At 68.7% G+C, this 17,490-nt stretch carries 19 protein-coding genes; 5 read left to right on the plus strand and 14 right to left on the minus strand.

Features of this window, described 5'->3' with window-relative positions; all coding sequences use genetic code 11:
• Window positions 1-100 precede the first annotated feature (100 nt).
• The 5 genes from LQZ87_RS01745 to LQZ87_RS01765 are packed head-to-tail and all read right to left on the minus strand — an operon-like array spanning window position 101 to window position 6,392.
• Window positions 101-1,822: a biotin carboxylase N-terminal domain-containing protein gene (locus tag LQZ87_RS01745; protein ID WP_230101715.1), complete on the minus strand. Its 1,722-nt coding sequence runs from the start codon at window positions 1,820-1,822 to the stop codon at window positions 101-103.
• Entirely contained in the window at window positions 1,819-3,528 is a 1,710-nt protein-coding gene (locus LQZ87_RS01750) for an urea amidolyase family protein (RefSeq protein WP_230101716.1), read from the minus strand. Before LQZ87_RS01750 ends, LQZ87_RS01745 begins: the two co-directional genes overlap by 4 nt.
• On the minus strand, window positions 3,528-4,328 hold the full coding sequence (locus LQZ87_RS01755) for a putative hydro-lyase (RefSeq protein ID WP_230101717.1): 801 nt from the start codon (window positions 4,326-4,328) through the stop codon (window positions 3,528-3,530). The genes LQZ87_RS01750 and LQZ87_RS01755 overlap by 1 nt, the downstream gene beginning before the upstream one ends.
• A gap of 1 nt (window position 4,329) precedes the next feature.
• A complete protein-coding gene (locus tag LQZ87_RS01760) occupies window positions 4,330-5,130 on the minus strand; it encodes a 5-oxoprolinase subunit PxpA (protein WP_230101718.1) in 801 nt (266 codons plus the stop codon).
• Window positions 5,131-5,132: 2 nt separating this feature from the next.
• Complete coding sequence (locus tag LQZ87_RS01765; protein WP_230101719.1) at window positions 5,133-6,392, minus strand: NRAMP family divalent metal transporter; 1,260 nt, start codon at window positions 6,390-6,392, stop codon at window positions 5,133-5,135.
• 127 nt (window positions 6,393-6,519) lie between these two features.
• On the opposite strand from LQZ87_RS01765, the gene LQZ87_RS01770 reads away from it, so the two are divergent.
• Complete coding sequence (locus LQZ87_RS01770; RefSeq protein ID WP_230101720.1) at window positions 6,520-7,158, plus strand: GntR family transcriptional regulator; 639 nt, start codon at window positions 6,520-6,522, stop codon at window positions 7,156-7,158.
• A gap of 8 nt (window positions 7,159-7,166) precedes the next feature.
• On the opposite strand, the gene LQZ87_RS01775 is transcribed toward LQZ87_RS01770, so the two are convergent.
• The 7 genes from LQZ87_RS01775 to LQZ87_RS01805 form a co-directional block, all read right to left on the minus strand.
• Window positions 7,167-8,162, minus strand: a complete 996-nt coding sequence (locus LQZ87_RS01775; RefSeq protein ID WP_230101721.1) for a LacI family DNA-binding transcriptional regulator — start codon at window positions 8,160-8,162, stop codon at window positions 7,167-7,169.
• 31 nt (window positions 8,163-8,193) lie between these two features.
• The gene (locus LQZ87_RS01780) at window positions 8,194-9,618 is read right to left on the minus strand and encodes a family 1 glycosylhydrolase (protein ID WP_230101722.1); all 1,425 of its coding nucleotides are present in this window, start codon (window positions 9,616-9,618) and stop codon (window positions 8,194-8,196) included.
• A 5-nt stretch (window positions 9,619-9,623) separates the two neighbouring features.
• Window positions 9,624-10,514: a carbohydrate ABC transporter permease gene (locus LQZ87_RS01785; RefSeq protein ID WP_230101723.1), complete on the minus strand. Its 891-nt coding sequence runs from the start codon at window positions 10,512-10,514 to the stop codon at window positions 9,624-9,626.
• Complete coding sequence (locus tag LQZ87_RS01790) at window positions 10,511-11,554, minus strand: sugar ABC transporter permease (RefSeq protein ID WP_230101724.1); 1,044 nt, start codon at window positions 11,552-11,554, stop codon at window positions 10,511-10,513. Before LQZ87_RS01790 ends, LQZ87_RS01785 begins: the two co-directional genes overlap by 4 nt.
• Before the next feature lie 102 nt (window positions 11,555-11,656).
• Complete coding sequence (locus tag LQZ87_RS01795; RefSeq protein WP_230101725.1) at window positions 11,657-12,967, minus strand: ABC transporter substrate-binding protein; 1,311 nt, start codon at window positions 12,965-12,967, stop codon at window positions 11,657-11,659.
• A gap of 131 nt (window positions 12,968-13,098) precedes the next feature.
• The gene (locus LQZ87_RS01800) at window positions 13,099-13,485 is read right to left on the minus strand and encodes an ABC transporter permease (RefSeq protein ID WP_230101726.1); all 387 of its coding nucleotides are present in this window, start codon (window positions 13,483-13,485) and stop codon (window positions 13,099-13,101) included.
• A gap of 12 nt (window positions 13,486-13,497) precedes the next feature.
• Window positions 13,498-13,716, minus strand: a complete 219-nt coding sequence (locus LQZ87_RS01805; protein WP_230101727.1) for a hypothetical protein — start codon at window positions 13,714-13,716, stop codon at window positions 13,498-13,500.
• 233 nt (window positions 13,717-13,949) lie between these two features.
• Between LQZ87_RS01805 and LQZ87_RS01810 the strand changes: the two genes are divergently transcribed.
• Window positions 13,950-14,312: a hypothetical protein gene (locus LQZ87_RS01810; RefSeq protein ID WP_230101728.1), complete on the plus strand. Its 363-nt coding sequence runs from the start codon at window positions 13,950-13,952 to the stop codon at window positions 14,310-14,312.
• Window positions 14,313-14,334: 22 nt separating this feature from the next.
• Entirely contained in the window at window positions 14,335-14,868 is a 534-nt protein-coding gene (locus tag LQZ87_RS01815; protein ID WP_230101729.1) for an adenine phosphoribosyltransferase, read from the plus strand.
• 49 nt (window positions 14,869-14,917) lie between these two features.
• Here the strand turns inward: LQZ87_RS01815 and LQZ87_RS01820 are convergent, their stop codons facing one another.
• Window positions 14,918-15,595, minus strand: a complete 678-nt coding sequence (locus LQZ87_RS01820) for a MerR family transcriptional regulator (protein WP_230101730.1) — start codon at window positions 15,593-15,595, stop codon at window positions 14,918-14,920.
• A gap of 286 nt (window positions 15,596-15,881) precedes the next feature.
• Here LQZ87_RS01820 and purS point away from each other — a divergent pair, with 286 nt between their 5' ends.
• Entirely contained in the window at window positions 15,882-16,130 is a 249-nt protein-coding gene (gene purS / locus LQZ87_RS01825; RefSeq protein WP_230101731.1) for a phosphoribosylformylglycinamidine synthase subunit PurS, read from the plus strand.
• Entirely contained in the window at window positions 16,127-16,834 is a 708-nt protein-coding gene (gene purQ, locus LQZ87_RS01830) for a phosphoribosylformylglycinamidine synthase subunit PurQ (RefSeq protein WP_230101732.1), read from the plus strand. The genes purS and purQ overlap by 4 nt, the downstream gene beginning before the upstream one ends.
• Window positions 16,835-17,037: 203 nt before the next feature.
• On the opposite strand, the gene LQZ87_RS01835 is transcribed toward purQ, so the two are convergent.
• A complete protein-coding gene (locus tag LQZ87_RS01835) occupies window positions 17,038-17,469 on the minus strand; it encodes a DUF1761 domain-containing protein (protein WP_230101733.1) in 432 nt (143 codons plus the stop codon).
• Between the last annotated feature and the right edge of the window lie 21 nt (window positions 17,470-17,490).

Raw genomic sequence — 17,490 nt, forward strand, 5'->3', positions numbered from 1 at the left:
GGACTTTGTCCCGATTCGCTGACGAATTCGTGAAGAGTGTCAGCAGATCGGGCTGATCTCCGCAGATCGGGCAGCAGCAGAGCGGCCGGATGCGGCGGCGTCAGGCGATACGGCCGAGCACGGCGTCCGCGCTGACCATGTCGCCGACGGATGCTGTGTGCGACAGCGTCCCGGCGCGGTGCGCGGTGACCTGGGTCTCCATCTTCATGGCATCCAGAACCGCGACGGCTTCCCCTGCCGCCACCTCTGCGCCGTCGTCGACGAGCCACCGCACGAGGCTGCCGGGCGCGGGCGCCCGCAGATCGGCCAGATCGGCGGATGCCGGTTCGGCTGCCGGCCCACCCGACGAAGAAGAAGCAGCGAACCCGCGCAGCAGCGCTGCTGGTACCCCGAGCACCACGCGCTTCCCGTCGATCTCGACGCCGAAGCGCTGCATGCCGGCATCCTCGAGCGGCGCCGGCCGCAACTGCGGTTCGAGGCGCGGCAGCAGAGTCGATTCGATCCACTGCGTGTGCACGCCGAACGTGTCGGTGGCGAACTCCGGCTCGTCCACCGCCAGCCGGTCGAATCCGATCACCGTCGCGGGCCCCTCGATCTGCAGCTCCCGCAGCGCGCGGCGCGCGCGCACCAGCGCGGCATCCCGCAAATCGGCGTGGACGATGAGCTTCGCGATCATCGAGTCGAACGCGGGCTGCACGGCATCCCCGGCTTCGATGCCGCTGTCCCAGCGGACTCCCGGCCCGCCCGGAACGCTCAATGACGTCACGAGCGCGGGGCTCGGCAGGAACCCGCGCCCCGGGTCCTCCGCGTTGATGCGGAACTCGAACGCGTGGCCCCGCGGCTCGGGCGTCGACGTGAACGATGGTCCGTCACCCGACGCGATGCGGAACTGCTCGCGCACGAGGTCGACTCCGGTGACCTCCTCGGTGACCGGATGCTCGACCTGCAGCCGCGTGTTCACCTCGAGGAACGAGATCGTGCCGTCGGCGGCGAGCAGGAACTCGACCGTTCCGGCACCGCGGTACGAGACCTCCGCGCAGATGCGCTGTGCGGCCTCGTGGAACTCCGCGCGCTGCTCGGGTGTGAGTCCCGGTGCCGGCGCCTCTTCGATGAGCTTCTGGTTGCGGCGCTGCATCGAGCAGTCCCGGTCGCCGACCGCGACGACGCCGCCCCGCCCGTCGCCGAGCACCTGAACCTCGATGTGCCGCGGGCTCTCCAGGAAGCGCTCGACGAAGCACTCACCGCGTCCGAACGCGACGATCGCCTCGCGCGTGGCCGCGTCGAACGCCTCGGCCACCTCGGAGAGCTCGCGCACCACCTTGATGCCGCGTCCGCCGCCGCCGTACGCGGCCTTGATCGCGATCGGCACTCCGTGCTCCTCCGCGAATGCCACGGCCTCTGCGGGCCCCGACAGCGGCTGGTCGGTGCCGGCCGCGAGCGGCGCGCCCACTTTCTGGGCGATGCGCCGCGCGGTCATCTTGTCGCCGAGCGCGTCGATGCTGTCGGGCGCAGGTCCGATCCAGGTGAGCCCGGCATCTTCGACGGCGCGCGCGAACTCCGCACTCTCGGACAGGAACCCGTATCCGGGATGCACGGCATCCGCGCCCGACGCGGCGGTGGCCTGCAGAAGGGACGAGATCGACAGGTAGGTGTCCGCGGCCGTCGCGCCGCCCAGCCCCACGGCCTCATCCGCAAGCCGGACGTGCAGCGCCTCGGCATCCTGGTCGGCATAGACGGCGACAGAGGTGTATCCGGCCTCGGCGCACGCGCGGATCACGCGCACGGCGATCTCGCCGCGGTTGGCGATCAGGACCTTGTTCATGACTGTGCTCCTTCGATGCGGAAGCGGATGCGGACGCCAGGAGGCAGCTGGGCTGCGAGATCCAGGCAGCGGTCGGTGAGCGCGCCGATGATCGGGTAGCCGCCGGTGAGCGGGTGGTCGGGCAGGAAGAGCACGGGTTGCCCGTCGGGCGGCACCTGGATCGCGCCGGTCACCGCGCCCTCGCTCGGCAGTTCGCCGGTGGTCGCGCGCTCGAGCGGCACGTCGCCCTGCAGCCGGATGCCGACCCGGTCGGAGCGCGGCGTGACCGCCCACTCCTGCGTCGTGAGCGCCTCGATGGCGGATGCCGTGAACCAGTCGTCTCGCGGACCGAGCGTGATGTCGAGCTCGACGAGATCGCCGGATGCCGGCAGGTCGCGCGGCTGGGGATTCGGGTCGACGGCGGCCACCGCTGCATCGCCGACCTCGAGGACGTCGCCCGCGGCGAGCGCGGCCGACCCGAGCCCTGCGAGCGTGTCGCTGGAGCGACTGCCGAGCGCGGATGCCGCGCTGACCCCTCCGCGGATGCCGATGACGTAGCGCAGCCCGTGCGTCGGGTGGCCGAGGGCGAGCTCGTCGCCGGAGGCAGTGGCGAACGGGGTGCCGTGCGGGATGCTGCGCGCGACGCCGTCCGCGTCGGTCAGGCTGAGATCGCCGACGGCTCCGGTGACGACGGCGACGCCGTCACCGTGGAAGCGCAGCGTCAGACCGCCGACGCTCTCGAGCACAGCGGCACTGCGGTGGTTGCCGACAGCTCGGTTCGCGTCGCGCATGGCTGTGCGGTCGGCTGCTCCGGATTCGGAGACTCCGAGCGCCGCATGGCCGGGGCGGCCGAGGTCTTGGACGAGCAGCTGCAGCGACGGCCGAACGACTTCGACGGCCGCGGAAGGCTTCGACTCGTCGCTACGCTCCTCCTCCCCAGCATCCGCGTCCGCACCGAGCGGAGCGATGGATGCCTCTGGCCGAGCTGGCATCGGGTCTGGCGGGAGCACGCCGGAGGCGTGCGGGGGCATGTCTCGGCCGGAGGTATCCATCGCGGAGACGTCCCGAGGCATCCCTTGCGCAGCGGGCACTTCGACAGGCTCAGCGACCGTGACTGACTCCCGAGAATCGGCGATGAATCGCACCGACGTCCCCGGCGCCAGCAGCGCAGGAGGGTCGCGATCGATGTCCCACATGACGGCATCCGTGCGTCCGATGAGCTGCCACCCACCAGGGCTCTCCCGCGGATACACGCCCGTGAAGGCTCCGGCGAGCGCGACCGACCCTGCCGGCACGCGCGTGCGCGGCGATGACCTCCGCGGAACGTCGAACAGCGGATCGCTGCTGACGACGTAACCGAAGCCCGGCGCGAAGCCGGAGAAGGCGACCTGCCAGTCGGCGGCGAGGTGGCGGCTGACGAGCTCGTCCGCCGAGACGCCGAGCAGCGATGCCGCCTCCGCGAGATCCGACCCGTCGTAGTGCACCGGGATGGTGATTTCGCGCGTATGCGGCACGTGTTCGGCATCCACCACCGTCGCCGCAAGCACCGATGCGAGAGACGAAGAAGACGTCCGCATCGGGTCGAAGCGCACGAGCACGGTGCGTGCGCCGGGGATGCGCTCGACGATGCCTGGGATGCCGTCCCATGCGAGGTTCAGGCGCATCGCCTCGTCGAGGTCCGCCGCCTCGACGAGCAGGGACCGGTCGGATGCCGTGAGGATGCGCATCAGACGATGTACTCCGCGTCCGGGACGTCGGTGATGAACATGAAGCCGGGTGCGTGGGTGACGGCGAAGGGGGGCTTGGACGCCATGATCGCCGCCTGCGGGGTGACGCCGCAGGCCCAGAACACCGGGACCTCGCCGTCGCGCAGCTCGGGGGCGTCTCCGAAGTCGGGGCGGGACAGGTCGGCGACCCCGAGCGATGCCGCATCGCCGACGTGCACCGGAGCCCCGTGCACTGCGGGCGTGCGACCCGAGATCTGCACGGCATCCGCCACTCGCCCGGCCGGGATCGGACGCATCGACACGACCAGCTCGCCGCGGAGGCGCCCTGCGGGGGTGCAGTCGATGTTCGTCCGGTACATCGGCACGTTGCGGCCGAGCTCCTGATGACGGATCGGGATGCCCGCCTCCACGAGTCCTGTCTCGAACGTGAAGCTGCAGCCGATCAGGAACGCGACGAGGTCTGGATGCTCCTCCCACGCGTCGCGTGCATCGGTCTGCTCGGACACGAGCTCGCCGTCGCGCCAGATCCGGTATGCGCCGATGTCGGTGCGGATGTCGCTCCCGGGAGCGAGTGCGGATTCGACGGCACCCTGCTCGATGACATCGATCACCGGGCACGGCTTGGGGTTCCGCTGCGCGTAGAGCAGCGTCTCGAAGGCCCAGTCGGCCGGCACTGCGATGAGGTTCGCCTGGGTGAGCCCCGGGGCGACACCGCTGGTGGGCTCGGCGAGTCCTTCGCGGTAGGCGGCACGAGCCGCCCGCGCGGAGGCGAGCTGGTCCGGGGAGGCGAGGACCGACATGTCAGGCTCCGGCGAACGGTGTCGTTGAAGCGAACGGTGTCGTTGAGGCGAACGGTGCGATCGTGATGCCGGCGTCCTGCAGCATCCGCTTCGTCTCGGCGGCCATTGCGATCGAACCAGGGCTGTCGCCGTGCACGCAGATCGACTGCGCGTCGACCCGCACGTCCGTGCCGTCGATCGCACGGATCACTCCCTCGTCGGCGAGCCGCACCATGCGTTCGGCGACCGCGGCGGGGTCGTGCAGCACAGCGCCCTCCTGCGTGCGCGAGACGAGTTGGCCATCCGGCTGGTAGGCGCGATCGGCGAATGCCTCGGCGGCGACGGCGAGCCCGGCCTTCGAGGCCACATCGAGCACGACGCCGCCGGCGAGTCCCAGCAGCACGAGGCTCGGGTCGATCGCCCTGATCGCCGCGACCACGTCCGCCGACTGCCGCTCATCGCGGGCGATCGTGTTGTACAGCGCGCCGTGCGGCTTCACGTAGGCCACGCGACCGCCGACGGCCGATGCCAGCCCGATCAGGGCGCCGAGCTGGTACTCGACGTGGGCCTGAAGGGTCGGGGAATCGATCTCGACGTTGGTGCGGCCGAAGTTCTCGTAATCGCGGTAGCCGGGGTGGGCGCCGATCACGACCCCCCGCTGGACGGCCGCGGCGAGCGTCTCCCGGATGCCCTCAGGGCTCCCCGCATGGAAGCCGCACGACACGTTCGCGCTGGTCACGATCTCGAGCATCGCCGCATCGTCGCTGACGACGCGATCGGCGACGTTCTCACCGAGGTCGGAGTTCAGATCGATGGTCGGCATGGTCACGCTCCAGTTCCGAGGAAGGCGAAGATGGGTCCGACCGAGACGATACCCATGTACCAGGTGAGCAGGGTCACCAGCGTGCCCGCGATGAGCAGCCACATCGGGTACTTGCGCGTGCCGAGCAGGTCACGACGGAACCAGCCGATGTACATGAAGACCGTCAGCCCGATCGGCAGGATCAATCCGTTGAAGCCGCCGACGAAGACGAGGATCGCGGCGGGCGCCGTGCCGATCAGCAGGTAGACGATCAGCGAGACGACGATGAAGGCGATCGTCGCCCACTGCAGCGACCACCCGCCGAGGAAGCGCTTGTGGAAGGTCGAGAGGAACGTCGCCGAGGTGTAGGCGGCGCCGATCACCGAGCTGATCGCGGCGGCCCAGAAGATCGCGCCGAAGATCCGCAGCCCGGCTTCTCCGAGCACGGCGCCGAACGCCTGGCCGGCCGGGTTGGCGGCCTGGGTCGTGAGATCGAGGGCGACGCCGGATGCCACGACGCCGAGGATCGCGAGGAACAGCACGTAGCGCATGATGCCGGTGACGAGGATGCCGTTGGCCGCAGCCCGCATGACCGGTCCGGCATGCTCCGGACCCGTGTGGCCGGAATCGAGGTACCGGTGCGCACCCGAATAGGTGATGTATCCGCCGACCGTGCCGCCGACGATCGTGGTGATGGTGGCGAAGTTCAGCGTGTCGGGCACGAACGTCTGGCGCAGGGCGTCGCCGATCGGCGGCTGCGACATGATGGCGACGATCACAGTCATCACGATCATTCCGACGCCGAGGACGACGAGGACGATGTCCATCACCTTCCCCGCCTTCTTGATCAGGAAGATGACGATCGCGAGCGCGCCGGTGAGGAGGCCGCCCCACTTGGCGTCGATGCCGAGCAGTGCGTTCAGCCCGAGACCGCCGCCGGCGATGTTGCCGATGTTGAACGCGAGGCCTCCGATGACGACGAGGATCGCGATGACGTGACCCGAGAAGGGGATGGCGGCGTTGGCGAGCTCGCCGGCGCGCTTGCCGGAGGACGTGATCATCCGCCAGATGTTCAGCTGGACGGCGATGTCGACGAGAACGGAGATGAGGATGGCGAACGCGAAGGCCGCGCCCATCGTGGCGGTGAACGTCGCGGTCTGGGTGATGAAGCCGGGGCCGATGGCGCTGGTCGCCATCAGGAAGATCGCGCCGATGACGGCACTGCGGCCGGCGCGCTTCTTCACCGCCGCGAGGCGAGCTTCGTCATGAGTCTGCTCTGACATGGAGGGAGTCCCATCATCGTTGTTGGGTGTCGATTGACACCGAGTGTAGAACACTTGTGGGTCAGATTGTTCTACAACTTTGTTTCCGGGATGCTACGAAACCGTCTCGGCGGCCTAACATGAAGGCGTGATCCAACAGGGAGTGCTGGCAGATTCGCTGCGGCAGAGCATCATCGACGGCGAGTTCGCTCCCGGGTCCAAGCTGTCCGAGGCGATGCTCGCCACCCGATTCGAAGCCTCCCGCAACACCGTGCGCGAGGCGTTCCGCGTTCTGGCCGAACAGGGGCTCATCGAGCACACTCCGCACCGCGGCGTCTCCGTCGCGGCGCCCGCGATCGCCGACGTGATCGACATCTACCGCGCCAGGCGCACGATCGAGTGCACCGTCATGCGGGACTGCGAGCCGGAGCATCCGGCCGTCCAGCGCATGCGCGACTCCCTCGCCGAATCAGAGCGCCGGCAGGCGGAGGAGGACTGGCAGCGGGTCGGCAGCGCCAACATGGCGTTCCACGTCGCGATCGTCGACTTGGCGGACAGTCCGCGCCTGGCGCGTACATACCGCAACCTGTCCGCCGAGCTGCGCCTGGTCTTCCTCGAGATCGACGACCCCCGCGCGCTCCACGAACCGTTCGTCCGGCGCAATCGCATCGTGCTCGAGGCGCTGCTCAGCGAGGGGCCTGATGCCGCGGCCGATGCGCTTGAGCGCTATCTGATCCAGTCCGAGCGCCTGGTGCTCGGGGCCTTCGCGCGGATGAACAGGGGCTGATCAGCCGCTCACGTCGATTCGCGCACGACCAGTTCGGTCGGCAGGATCGTGATCTGCGGCGGCTCGTTGCCGGCCAGCCGTGACAGCAGCACCGCTGCCATCGTCTCACCCATCGCGTACATCGGCTGACGCACGGTCGTCAGGTGCGGGTCGGAGCTGAGGGCGACGGGCGAGTCGTCGAAGCCGACCACCGCGACGTCCTCAGGGATGCGGACGCCGGCAGCGCGGAGCGTGCGCAGCGCTCCCCGCGCCATCAGATCACTGGCTGCGAAGATCGCGTCCGGCAGGCCAGCGGCTAGCAGGCGACGCGCGGCATCCGCCCCGCTCTCCTCGCCGTAGTCGCCCTCGAGCTCCGCCGCAGACGAGAGACCGGCATCCGCCAGCGCGTCGCGGAAGCCCTGCAGGCGGTCGGACGACACGTGCATCGTCATGGGGCCCGTGACCGTGGCGATCCTGGTTCGGCCCGTGTCGATCAGGTGCTGCGTCGCCGTCCTGGCAGCGGCGATGTTGTCGACGTCGACGGCGTACTCTCCGTGACGGCGCTGCGGCGGACGACCGCCCCACACCACGGGCACCGATGAGGCGATCTTCTCCACGAACGCGTCGCTGGTGTGGTGCGAGACGATCAGAGCGCCGTCGACGCCGCCGTGACGCACGAAGCTCGACATCTTGTCGCCGGGGTCGTCGCTGGCGATGAGCAGGTTGAGCAGATAGTCGGAGCCGCGCAGCGCGCCCGTGATCCCGGCGACGATCGAGGCGAAGAACGGATCGCCGAAGAAGCGTGTGGTGTCCTCGGGGACGATCAGCGCGATCGCATTCGTCTGCCGTGAAGCCAGAGACCTGGCGGCGCGGTTGGGAACATAGTTCAGGGATGCGATCGCGCGGTGCACGGAGTCGCGCGCCTCTGGGCTCACCGCCGTCGATCCGTTGACCACGCGCGAGACCGTCGACCGCGATACCCCGGCGGCCGCGGCCACCTCTTCGATCGTCGCCCTCGACGTCACCGTGCTTCCCTTCTGCCGCGTTCCCCGCGATTCAGAGGGCGCGAGCGGCGATGATTCGAGCGTACTCGCGGCCGCTGTCCTTGACCGTGCGCTGCTGCGTGTCGTAATCCACTCGGACGATTCCGAAGCGCTTGTCGTAGCCCCAGGCCCACTCGAAGTTGTCCATCAGCGACCAGTAGAAGAAGCCGCGCACGTCGACGCCGGCGTCTGCGGCGTCGAGCACCGCTGCCAGGTGCTGACGTACGAACTCCGTGCGGTCGGCATCGTGCACCTGGCCGTCCGCGTCCACGACATCGTCGAAGGCGGCACCGTTCTCGGTGACGTACAGCGTCACGCCGCGCTCGGCCGTGTACTCGTCGGACAGCCGGCGCAGGAGCCGGGTGAGGCCCTCCGGCTGGATCTCCCAGTTCTGCGCGGTGCGCGCAAGGCCGCGCTCGATCGCGTGGATGCCGTGATCCGACGGGTACGGACTGCGACCGGGGCGCTCGGTCGACGGCCCTCCGGAGACCGGCGGCTGAGCGGGCGCCTCTCCGGCGAGCAGGTCGCCGTGGTAGTAGTTCACGCCCTGGGTGTCGATCGGCTGCGAGATCGTCTCGAGGTCGCCGTCGCGGACGGCGGCCTCGAACCGGGCCACGGCATCCGCATCCACCGCCCTGACGTCTTCGACGATGTCGGCGGGGTACTCGCCGCGGTAGATGGGATCGAGGAACCACCTGTTGAACTGGCCGTCAACGCGGCGGGCGGCATCCGCATCAGCGGGGTTCTGCGGATCGGCAGGGTCTGCGACCGTGTGGTTGAGCGTGATGCCGAGGTCGAGTGACGCGTCGCGCGAACGCAGCTCGCGGATCGTCTCGCCGTGCGCGAGCAGCTGGTGGTGCGCGGCGAGCAGACCCTCGGCGACGCTCGTGTGCCCGGGGGCGTGCTCCCCGCCCGTGTAGGAGAGGAACGACGAGCACCACGGCTCGTTCAGCGTCGTCCAGACGTTCACCCTGTCGCCGAGCGCGTCGTGCACGGTGCCTGCGTAGTCGAGGAACCTCTCGACGACGTCGCGGTTCGTCCAGCCGCCGTTGTCCTGCAGTGCCTGCGGCATGTCCCAGTGGTAGAGCGTCAGCCACGGCAGGATGCCGGCACCGAGCAGCTCGTCGACCAGGCGGCTGTAGAAGTCGACGCCCTTGGCGTTGACCGCGCCTCCGTCCGGGCGCACGCGCGACCAGGAGGTCGAGAAGCGGTAGGTCTGCAGCCCGAGCTCGCGCATGAGGGCGACATCGTCGCCGTAGCGGTGGTAGTGATCGCACGCGACATCGCCGTTGTCGCCGGCGATCACGGCCCCTGGCACACGACTGAACGCGTCCCAGATCGAGGCGGTGCGGCCGTCTTCGAACGCCGCTCCTTCGATCTGGTAGGCGGCAGTCGCCGCTCCGAAGAGGAATCCGTCCGGGAACCGCCTGGTGGTCATATGTGTCATCCTTTCACCGCGCCGGCCATGATGCCGCTGACCAGCTGCTTGCCCGCCACCACGAAGAGGACGAGCAGGGGCAGGGTCGCGAGCACCGCTCCGGTGAGCACGATGGAGTAGTCGATGTAGTACCCGGACTGGAGCTGGCTGAGTGCCGTCTGCAGCGTCGGATTCTGGGGAGAGAGCACGATCAGCGGCCACAGGTAGTCGGTCCACGCCGTCATGAAGGTGAACAGGCCGAGGATCGCCATGGCCGGACGAGCGGCCGGCACGCCGACGGTGAGGAAGGTGCGGAACTGGTTCGCGCCGTCCATGCGGGCCGCCTCGATCAGTTCGTCGGGGATGACGTCGACCAGGTACTGGCGCATGAAGAACACCCCGAACGCGGTAACCAGCGTCGGCACGATGACGGCACCGATCGAACCGGTCCATCCGAGCTCGCGCATGACCATGAACAGCGGGACGATGCCGAGCTGGGTGGGGATCGCCATCGTCGCGATGACGAAGATCATGAGCCCGTCCCTGCCCTTGAACCGCAGCTTCGCGAAGGCGTACCCGGCGAGCGTCGAGAAGCTCACGACAGAGATCGTGATGATCGCGGAAACGAGGAACGAGTTGCCCAGAGCCAGCCAGAACGGGATGGCGTCGAGCACCTTCGCCGCGTTCGCGAAGAAGTTGCCCCCGGGAATCAGCGGCAGCGTCTCGCCGCGGGTGGCGTTGGTGCCGCTGGCGACGACGACCGACCACCACAGCGGATACACGCTGCCGATGATGAACGCCGCGAGGAGCCCGTAGGTCAGGAATCCGGGGCGGCTGCCGATCCCGGCTGCGCCCGCCGCGGCGCCGCGGCGCCGGCGGATCTTCTCCGGCACGCTCAGTGCCTGGGTCGCGGTCATCGCTCGACTCCTCTCGTCTGCGTGCGCGCTCGTCGTCGTGCCGCGCGTCCGCTGGGGGCGTCGCCGGTCGAGATCCGCCTCGTTATGAGGAAGTTGACGAGCCCGATCACGACGATGAGCAGGAACAGCAGGATCGCGACGGCGGATGCCTCGCCGAGGTTGCGGCGGAAGAACGCCATCTCCCACAGGAACAGCACCGTGGTCTGGAACTGCCGATCGCTGCCGCCGATCCCACCGGCCGTGGAGACGTCGAACAGTCGGGGTTCGGCGAAGATCTGCAGCCCGCCGATCGTGGCGGTGATGATGACGAAGATCAGCGTCGGCCGGATCGTCGGGATCGTGATCGAGAAGAACCGCCGCACGGGGCCGGCGCCGTCGATCGCCGCCGATTCGTAGAGATCGCGCGGCACGGCCTGCATCGCGGCGAGCAGGATCAGGGCGTTGTACCCGGTCCAGCGGAAGTTCACCATGACCGCGATCGCGATGTGCGAGAGGAACGTGTCGTGCTTCCACTCCTGATCGACGATGCCGATGAGGTTCAGCAGGTTGTTGGCGAGGCCGTCGGCCTCGTTGAAGACGCTCGAGAAGATGATCGCCACGGCGACCGGGGTGACCACGAACGGGATGAGCACGCTCATCCGCCAGAACGTCGGGGCCCGGAGGCCGCGATCCAGGAGATAGGCGATCACCAGCGCGACCGTGAGCTGCGGGATGGCGGAGAGGACGAAGATGCTCAGGGTGTTGAGGATCGAGTTCCAGAACATCCCGTCGCCGAGGATCTCTGCGAAGTTGCCGGCGCCGACGAAGTCGCCCTGCCCCTTGAGCAGGTCCCAGTCGAACACCGCGACGTACACGGTGTACAGCAGGGGGAACAGGCCGACCAGGCCGAAGAGGACGAAGAACGGCGAGATGTAGAAGTACGGGGAGGCGTTCTGGTCGAACCGCGAGAGGCGGTGGCGCCAGGAGCGCTTCGGCGCGGCATCCGATCCCGGATCCTGCAGACGGGCTGATGCCGTCCTGCGTGGTGCGGTGAGAGTCATTGGTCCTGTCTCCTCCCGTCTCCGGGCGAGGTCAGGTCGCAGTTTCTGTCGGCACGGAGGCACCGGAGCGACAGAAACTGCGACCTGAGTGTGGCGGAAAGGTCAGCCGACGAGCTCGTTCAGGAGCTGGATGGCCTGATCCCAGGCGCCCTGGGTGTCGGTCTCGCCGCGATCGAGTGCGCTCAGCGCCGGACCGAAGACGTTCTCCTGGATGACGGAGTCGTCAGCGCCCTTGAACTGCGCCACGACGCCCTTCGCACGCTCGGCGAGAATCGCGCCGGTGGGTGCATCGTTGAAGAACGCGTTCGGCGTCGCATCCGCCGCGAGGGTCTCCTGCGCCTTCACCGTCGAGGGGAAGTTGCCGGCCGCTGCCGACTGCTTGACCTGCTGCTCGGGCTGGGTCAGCCAGTCGGCGAGGGCCGCTGCTGCCTCCTTGTGCGCGGAGCTCTCGGGAACGGACAGCCATGCGCCACCCCAGTTCGCGGCACCTCCGGGGAACACGTCGGCGAAGTCCCAGCCGGTCCCTGCGTCACCGCCGCCGGCCTCGACCTGACCCTGCACGACGCCCAGCATCCAGCCGGGGCACACGAAGGTCGCGAACGTGCCGTCGACGAATGACTTGCCGCCGTTCCAGTCCCATGCGGCCTGGGCAGCGGACTGTCCGCCCTCGGTCGCAGCGCCCAGCAGCTCGAATCGCTGCTGCAGTTCGGCGTTGCCGTCGACGTTGAGTTCGCCGTCAGCCGTGTAGTAGCCCTCCTCGAGCTGGTTGACCATGGCGTTCCAGACGAATCCGGAGTGGTCGTACCAGGCCTTGCCGGTCTTGTCGGTGTACTCCTGGCCGACGGCGAAGAAGTTCTCCCAGTCGCCGTCGAGCAGCTCGGCGACGGACTCGCGGTCGCTGGGGAGCCCGGCAGCCTCGAAGGCCGCGCCGTTGTAGCAGATGCCGCTCGGGCCGATGTCGGTGCCGTAGCCGATGACGCGGCCTTCCGCGTCGGTGCCCTGGGCGTACTTCCAGTCGACCCAGTCGCCCTTGCGGTCCTCGATGCCGTAGTCGCGCAGGTCGGCGAAGGTGTCGGAGACGTCCATGATCGCGCCGAGCCAGCCCTCCTCGATCGCGACGATGTCGCTGAGTCCTGAGCCGGCAGCGATCTTCGTGAAGGCGTCGGTGCGGGCGTTGCCGCCCGTGTCGATGTTGGTCGCCTCGATCGTGACGTTCGGGTGCAGGTCCTCGTACTCCTTGTAGAGGTCGTCGTAGCCGAACGTTCCGAACGTGGTGATGGTCAGCGTGACGTCCTCGTCGGGGCCGGCGCCCTGGTCGTCGCCGGTGGTGGCGGCGCAGCCGGCGAGGGCGAGGGCCGAGATGGATGCGACGGCAGCTGTCGCCAGCATCCGTCGGCGGGCATGCGTGTTCACAGGTCACTCCTTTGTGTCGGTGGATGTAGTGCAGTGGTTGGTGCAGCAGGATGGTGCGGTGAGTCGTCCGTGGGAGCGCTCTCACGTCTTCTTGAGCCAATGTATGGGATCGCTCCCACGACTGTCAAGCGTCAGTGACGAAGTCGCCGGTAGGCGCGCGCCGAGAGGGGCAGGAACACGAGCGTGATGACGAGCGGCCAGGCGATGGCGAGCCACATGGATGCGTCGACCTGCCACGCCGCGGTGATGCCTGTGGCGTTTCCGAACAGCTCCCGCGTCGCCGTGGCGGTGGCGGAGATCGGATTCCAGTCGGCCACCGGCTGCAGCCAGGCGGGCATCGTCTCGGGCGCCACGAACGCGTTCGAGGCGAACGCTATCGGCCACACCAGCACCTGGATGGCAGTCGAGGCTCCCTCGGTCCGGAAAGTGAGCCCGAGGAAGATTCCCAACCAGATGAGCGAGTAGCGCAGCCAGAGCAGCAGAAGCAGCGCGAGCAGCGCCGCTGCGCCCGAGAGCAACCGCTGAGCCGCCTATCGGCAACGACCGGAACCGGTCGGTGATGCCCCGCTTGGCGTCTGCGGCCATCCGCGCCGCCGGGCACGTCCATCGCGCCACCGAAGAGCAACCCGAAACATGAGGAGCAGCATCACCGAGAACGCGAGGTTGAACACCGGCATGATCGGCTGCCGAGCCCAGTGCAGCAGCTCGCGCTGCGTCAGGACCCAGGCGTGGGTGAGTGTGGCGTTCATCGGGACTCCTTCGCTGTGAGGGCGAGGAAGACATCGTCGAGGGTGGGCGGCGCAGTTCGCAGTCCGCCAACGGGATGCCGGATTCATCGATGGCTCTCACCACGCGAACGAGCTCGGCGGTGCCACCAGGGGCTGCCACCGTGACCCATCCGGCGTCGGAGTCGACGTCGGGTACGAGGCCGGCACCGACGATCGCGCCTTCGACCGCATCCAGCTCGGAGGGAGCCGACGGTGTGACGACGATGCGGTCACCGCCGATCGACCGCTTCAGCTCTGCGGGCGAGCCCTCGGCGATCACCCGACCGCTCTGCATCACCGCGATGCGACCGGCCAGGCGATCCGCTTCGTCCAGAAAGTGCGTGGTCAGCAGCACGGCGGTCCGCGCGCGGCGGCCTCCTGCACGGCCAGCCACACTTCGGCGCATCCGCGGGGTCCAGGGCCGTGGTCGGCTCGTCCAGGAACAGCACTGCCCGGTCTCTGGCCGCGTCGGACAGGCCGCGGGCGAGGACTACGGACTCGGCGACGCCGAGCGCTCCTATCGCTTCGGCCGCGATGCGCTGATCCGCGGGATCGAACAGCTGCGCGATGCGCCCTGAACGGCTCCGGTAGCCTGAGACGGTGCCCTCAGCCGAGCTGTCTCCCGCCCTCGTCCGCGCCGAATCGCTGATCCGCAGCATCCCGGACTACCCGGAACCCGGCATCCTGTTCCGCGACATCACGCCGCTGCTGGCCGACGCCGAGGCGCTGCGCGTCACGACCGAGGCGATCATCGAGCCGTTCGCCGGTCAGTTCGACTATGTCGCGGGGATCGAGGCGCGAGGCTTCCTGATCGCGGGGACCGCTGCGATCGCGGCCCGTGTCGGCCTGATCCCGATCCGCAAGGCGGGCAAGCTCCCGCGCCCTGCGGCATCCGTGGACTACGCACTCGAATACGGGACCGCGACGGTCGAGATGCACGACGATCTCCCGGCGGGCTCGCGCGTGCTTCTCATCGACGACGTCCTGGCCACCGGCGGCACCCTCGCCGCGGGTCGGCAGCTGATCGAGCGCCTGGGCTCGCACGTCTCCGGCATCTCGGTGCTGTTCGAGATCGACGGTCTCGGCGGCCGCGAGGCGATCGGCGACCTGCACACCGTCTTCCACTCGGCCTGACGCCGCGGCGCTGACGCGCCGGCGGCTGCGCGGTTGCTCTTCGTCTGCGCTACCGCTCCGGCGCGGGCGGCGGCATTGCGAGATCCGGCGGAGCGACGCCGCGCTCGATCGCGGAGCGGATGGCGATCGCCGCATGCGCCAGACTGCTCACCGCGACGAGCTGTCGCGCGCGGGCGTTGATGGCGAGCAGCATCCGCCGCGCGACCACGTCGGGCGAGCCGTCCGGCTGGAGGGCGGCGACGTTCGGGGCTGCGAGCGGCTCCAGGGCGTCGGCGTACGCCATGAGCTCGTCGACGTCGTAGGCGAGGCCGACCGCCGAAGCCTGCGCGAGTGCATGCGCGAGGCCCTGCTCGGCCGCACCGGGGTAGCCGCGCCAGTCGCGGCGACGCATCAGCTCGTAGGTGCGCTCGCGATAGATCTCGTAGTCGGGGTCGGAGACGCCCTCCTCCGGCACTCCGAGCGCGAACGCCTGGCAGGCGTTCATGACGTCGAGCGTCAGCACACCCTCGGAGTCGATCAGATCGGTGAGCGACTTGATCGCGGCGGTGGATGCTCCGTACGAGTCCCGCAGCACGGCGATGAGCTGCGCCCGATCGACGTGACGCTGCTCGTAGACCGCTGTGGTGTGATTGCGCAGTCGCCCCGGAGGCAGGATCCCTACCCTGATCCAGTGCTTGAGCGTGGTTCTCCTGACTCCGCTCCGAGCCGCCAGTTCATTGAGCTTCACGCGCCACTCCCCCCGAGGACGACTGTTGGAGAGTGGCGAGCCCCGTCACTCTCCACGGTGCGACATCTGTGCGTTGACTCTAGCCTGCCAGTGCAGGGACACTTCTCGCCGCTGGGGTAACAGGGTGCTGGAGCGTCGATGAGTCAGACTCTCGACATGCCCGGGCGGACGCAGCCGGGGGGTACGTCGTCCGCCTGGGCATTGCCTTCCCGCCCCGGCGGGGGTGAGTGCACGCACGGCCGCTAGACTTGGCGTGCCCGCCTTCCCGCGACATCCGGAGCCGTTCATGCCCACCATCGTCGTCGACGTCATGCCCAAGTCCGAACTGCTCGACCCTCAGGGGAAGGCCGTCTCCGGCGCGTTCTCACGGCTCGGCGTGACGAGCTTCAGCGACGTGCGCATCGGCAAGCGCTTCGAGCTCACGGTCGAGGGCGACGTCACCGACGAGGTTCTCGCCGAGGCGAAGAAGATCGCCGAAGACGTGCTGTCGAACGCCGTGATCGACGACGTCGTCGGCATCGAGGTCGTCGAATGACGGTCCGCATCGGCGTCATCACCTGGCCGGGGTCGCTGGACGACCGCGACGCGCAGCGCGCCGTCCGCCTGGCGGGCGCAGAGCCCGTCGCCCTGTGGCACGGCTCGCACGACCTCGACGGCGTCGACGCGCTCGTCCTCCCCGGCGGTTTCAGCTATGGCGACTACCTGCGCTCCGGCGCCATCGCCGCGCTCTCGCCGATCATGACCGAGGTGAAGGAAGCCGCGGCGAACGGCCTGCCCGTGCTCGGGATCTGCAACGGATTCCAGATGCTCGTCGAGGCGCATCTGCTGCCCGGCGGACTGATCCGCAATGACCACCAGCACTTCGTGCGTCGCGACCAGAAGCTCACGGTCGAGAACTCCGATACCGCCTGGACCAATCAGTTCAAGACCGGCCAGGAGATCGTCATCCCGCTGAAGAACGGCGAGGGCGGCTACATCGCCTCGGAGGAGACGCTCGATCGCCTCGAGGGGGAGGGTCTGGTGGCCTTCCGCTACGCGGGCCTCAACCCGAACGGATCGCTGCGCGACATCGCGGGGATCACGAACGAGGCAGGGAACGTCGTCGGCCTCATGCCGCACCCAGAGCACGCGACCGAGCCGGGCTTCGGCCCTGACACCTCGGCTGCGATGCGCTCGGGCACCGACGGCCTCGGCTTCTTCACGAGCGCGATCTCCGCGATCGTCCGCGTCGCCGCGTAGCCGCGTCCTGTGCCGGCATCCGGCAGCACTCTCTCCCCCACCTCCCCGGGCATGTCCGGGTTCTTGCCGGTCGAAGCCGCTAACACCGCCCCTTGCCGAACATCGATCGAGGCGTGTCCGGGTTTGGCGGGTTCAGCGAGGCATCGCCCGCATCTTTCCGGACAGGCCTGGGGCGGAGTCCGGATGCGTGTCCGAGCACCAGATCAGACGGTGCCGGCCGGCGGCCAGACGCCGATGATGACGGCCATGATGACGACCGTGACGAGCTCGTGCGCGATATTCATGGTGGTGAGAGCAGTCGGGCGCCCTTCGAAGGCATCGTGGGTGATGAACCGGGCGGCGGTGAATCCCGCCCACAACAGGATCGCCGTGACGATCGTTCCCCACAGGAACGATCTGCCATAGAAGTGCCAGGCGATGGCCGATGCTCCGGCGAGCACCCACGCGGTGACGAAACTGACGATGACCGTCGTGATGATGGGCCAGACCGCGCTCGCGCCAGGACGATCCGTGTCGACGTTCGCGAGCTTCGCCCAGCGCGTGCCGAACAGCTTCGTTGTATACCAGAGCGAGCCGACGACCATGCTCGAGAGCATCGCGAGCAGCACGGCCCAGTAGTTGATCTCGGGAATCATGGTGTCTCCTCGAACTGATGC

Origin of the sequence: Microbacterium sp. Bi121, from assembly GCF_918698005.1 — a bacterium.
In the GTDB taxonomy this organism is placed as follows: Bacteria; Actinomycetota; Actinomycetes; order Actinomycetales; family Microbacteriaceae; genus Microbacterium.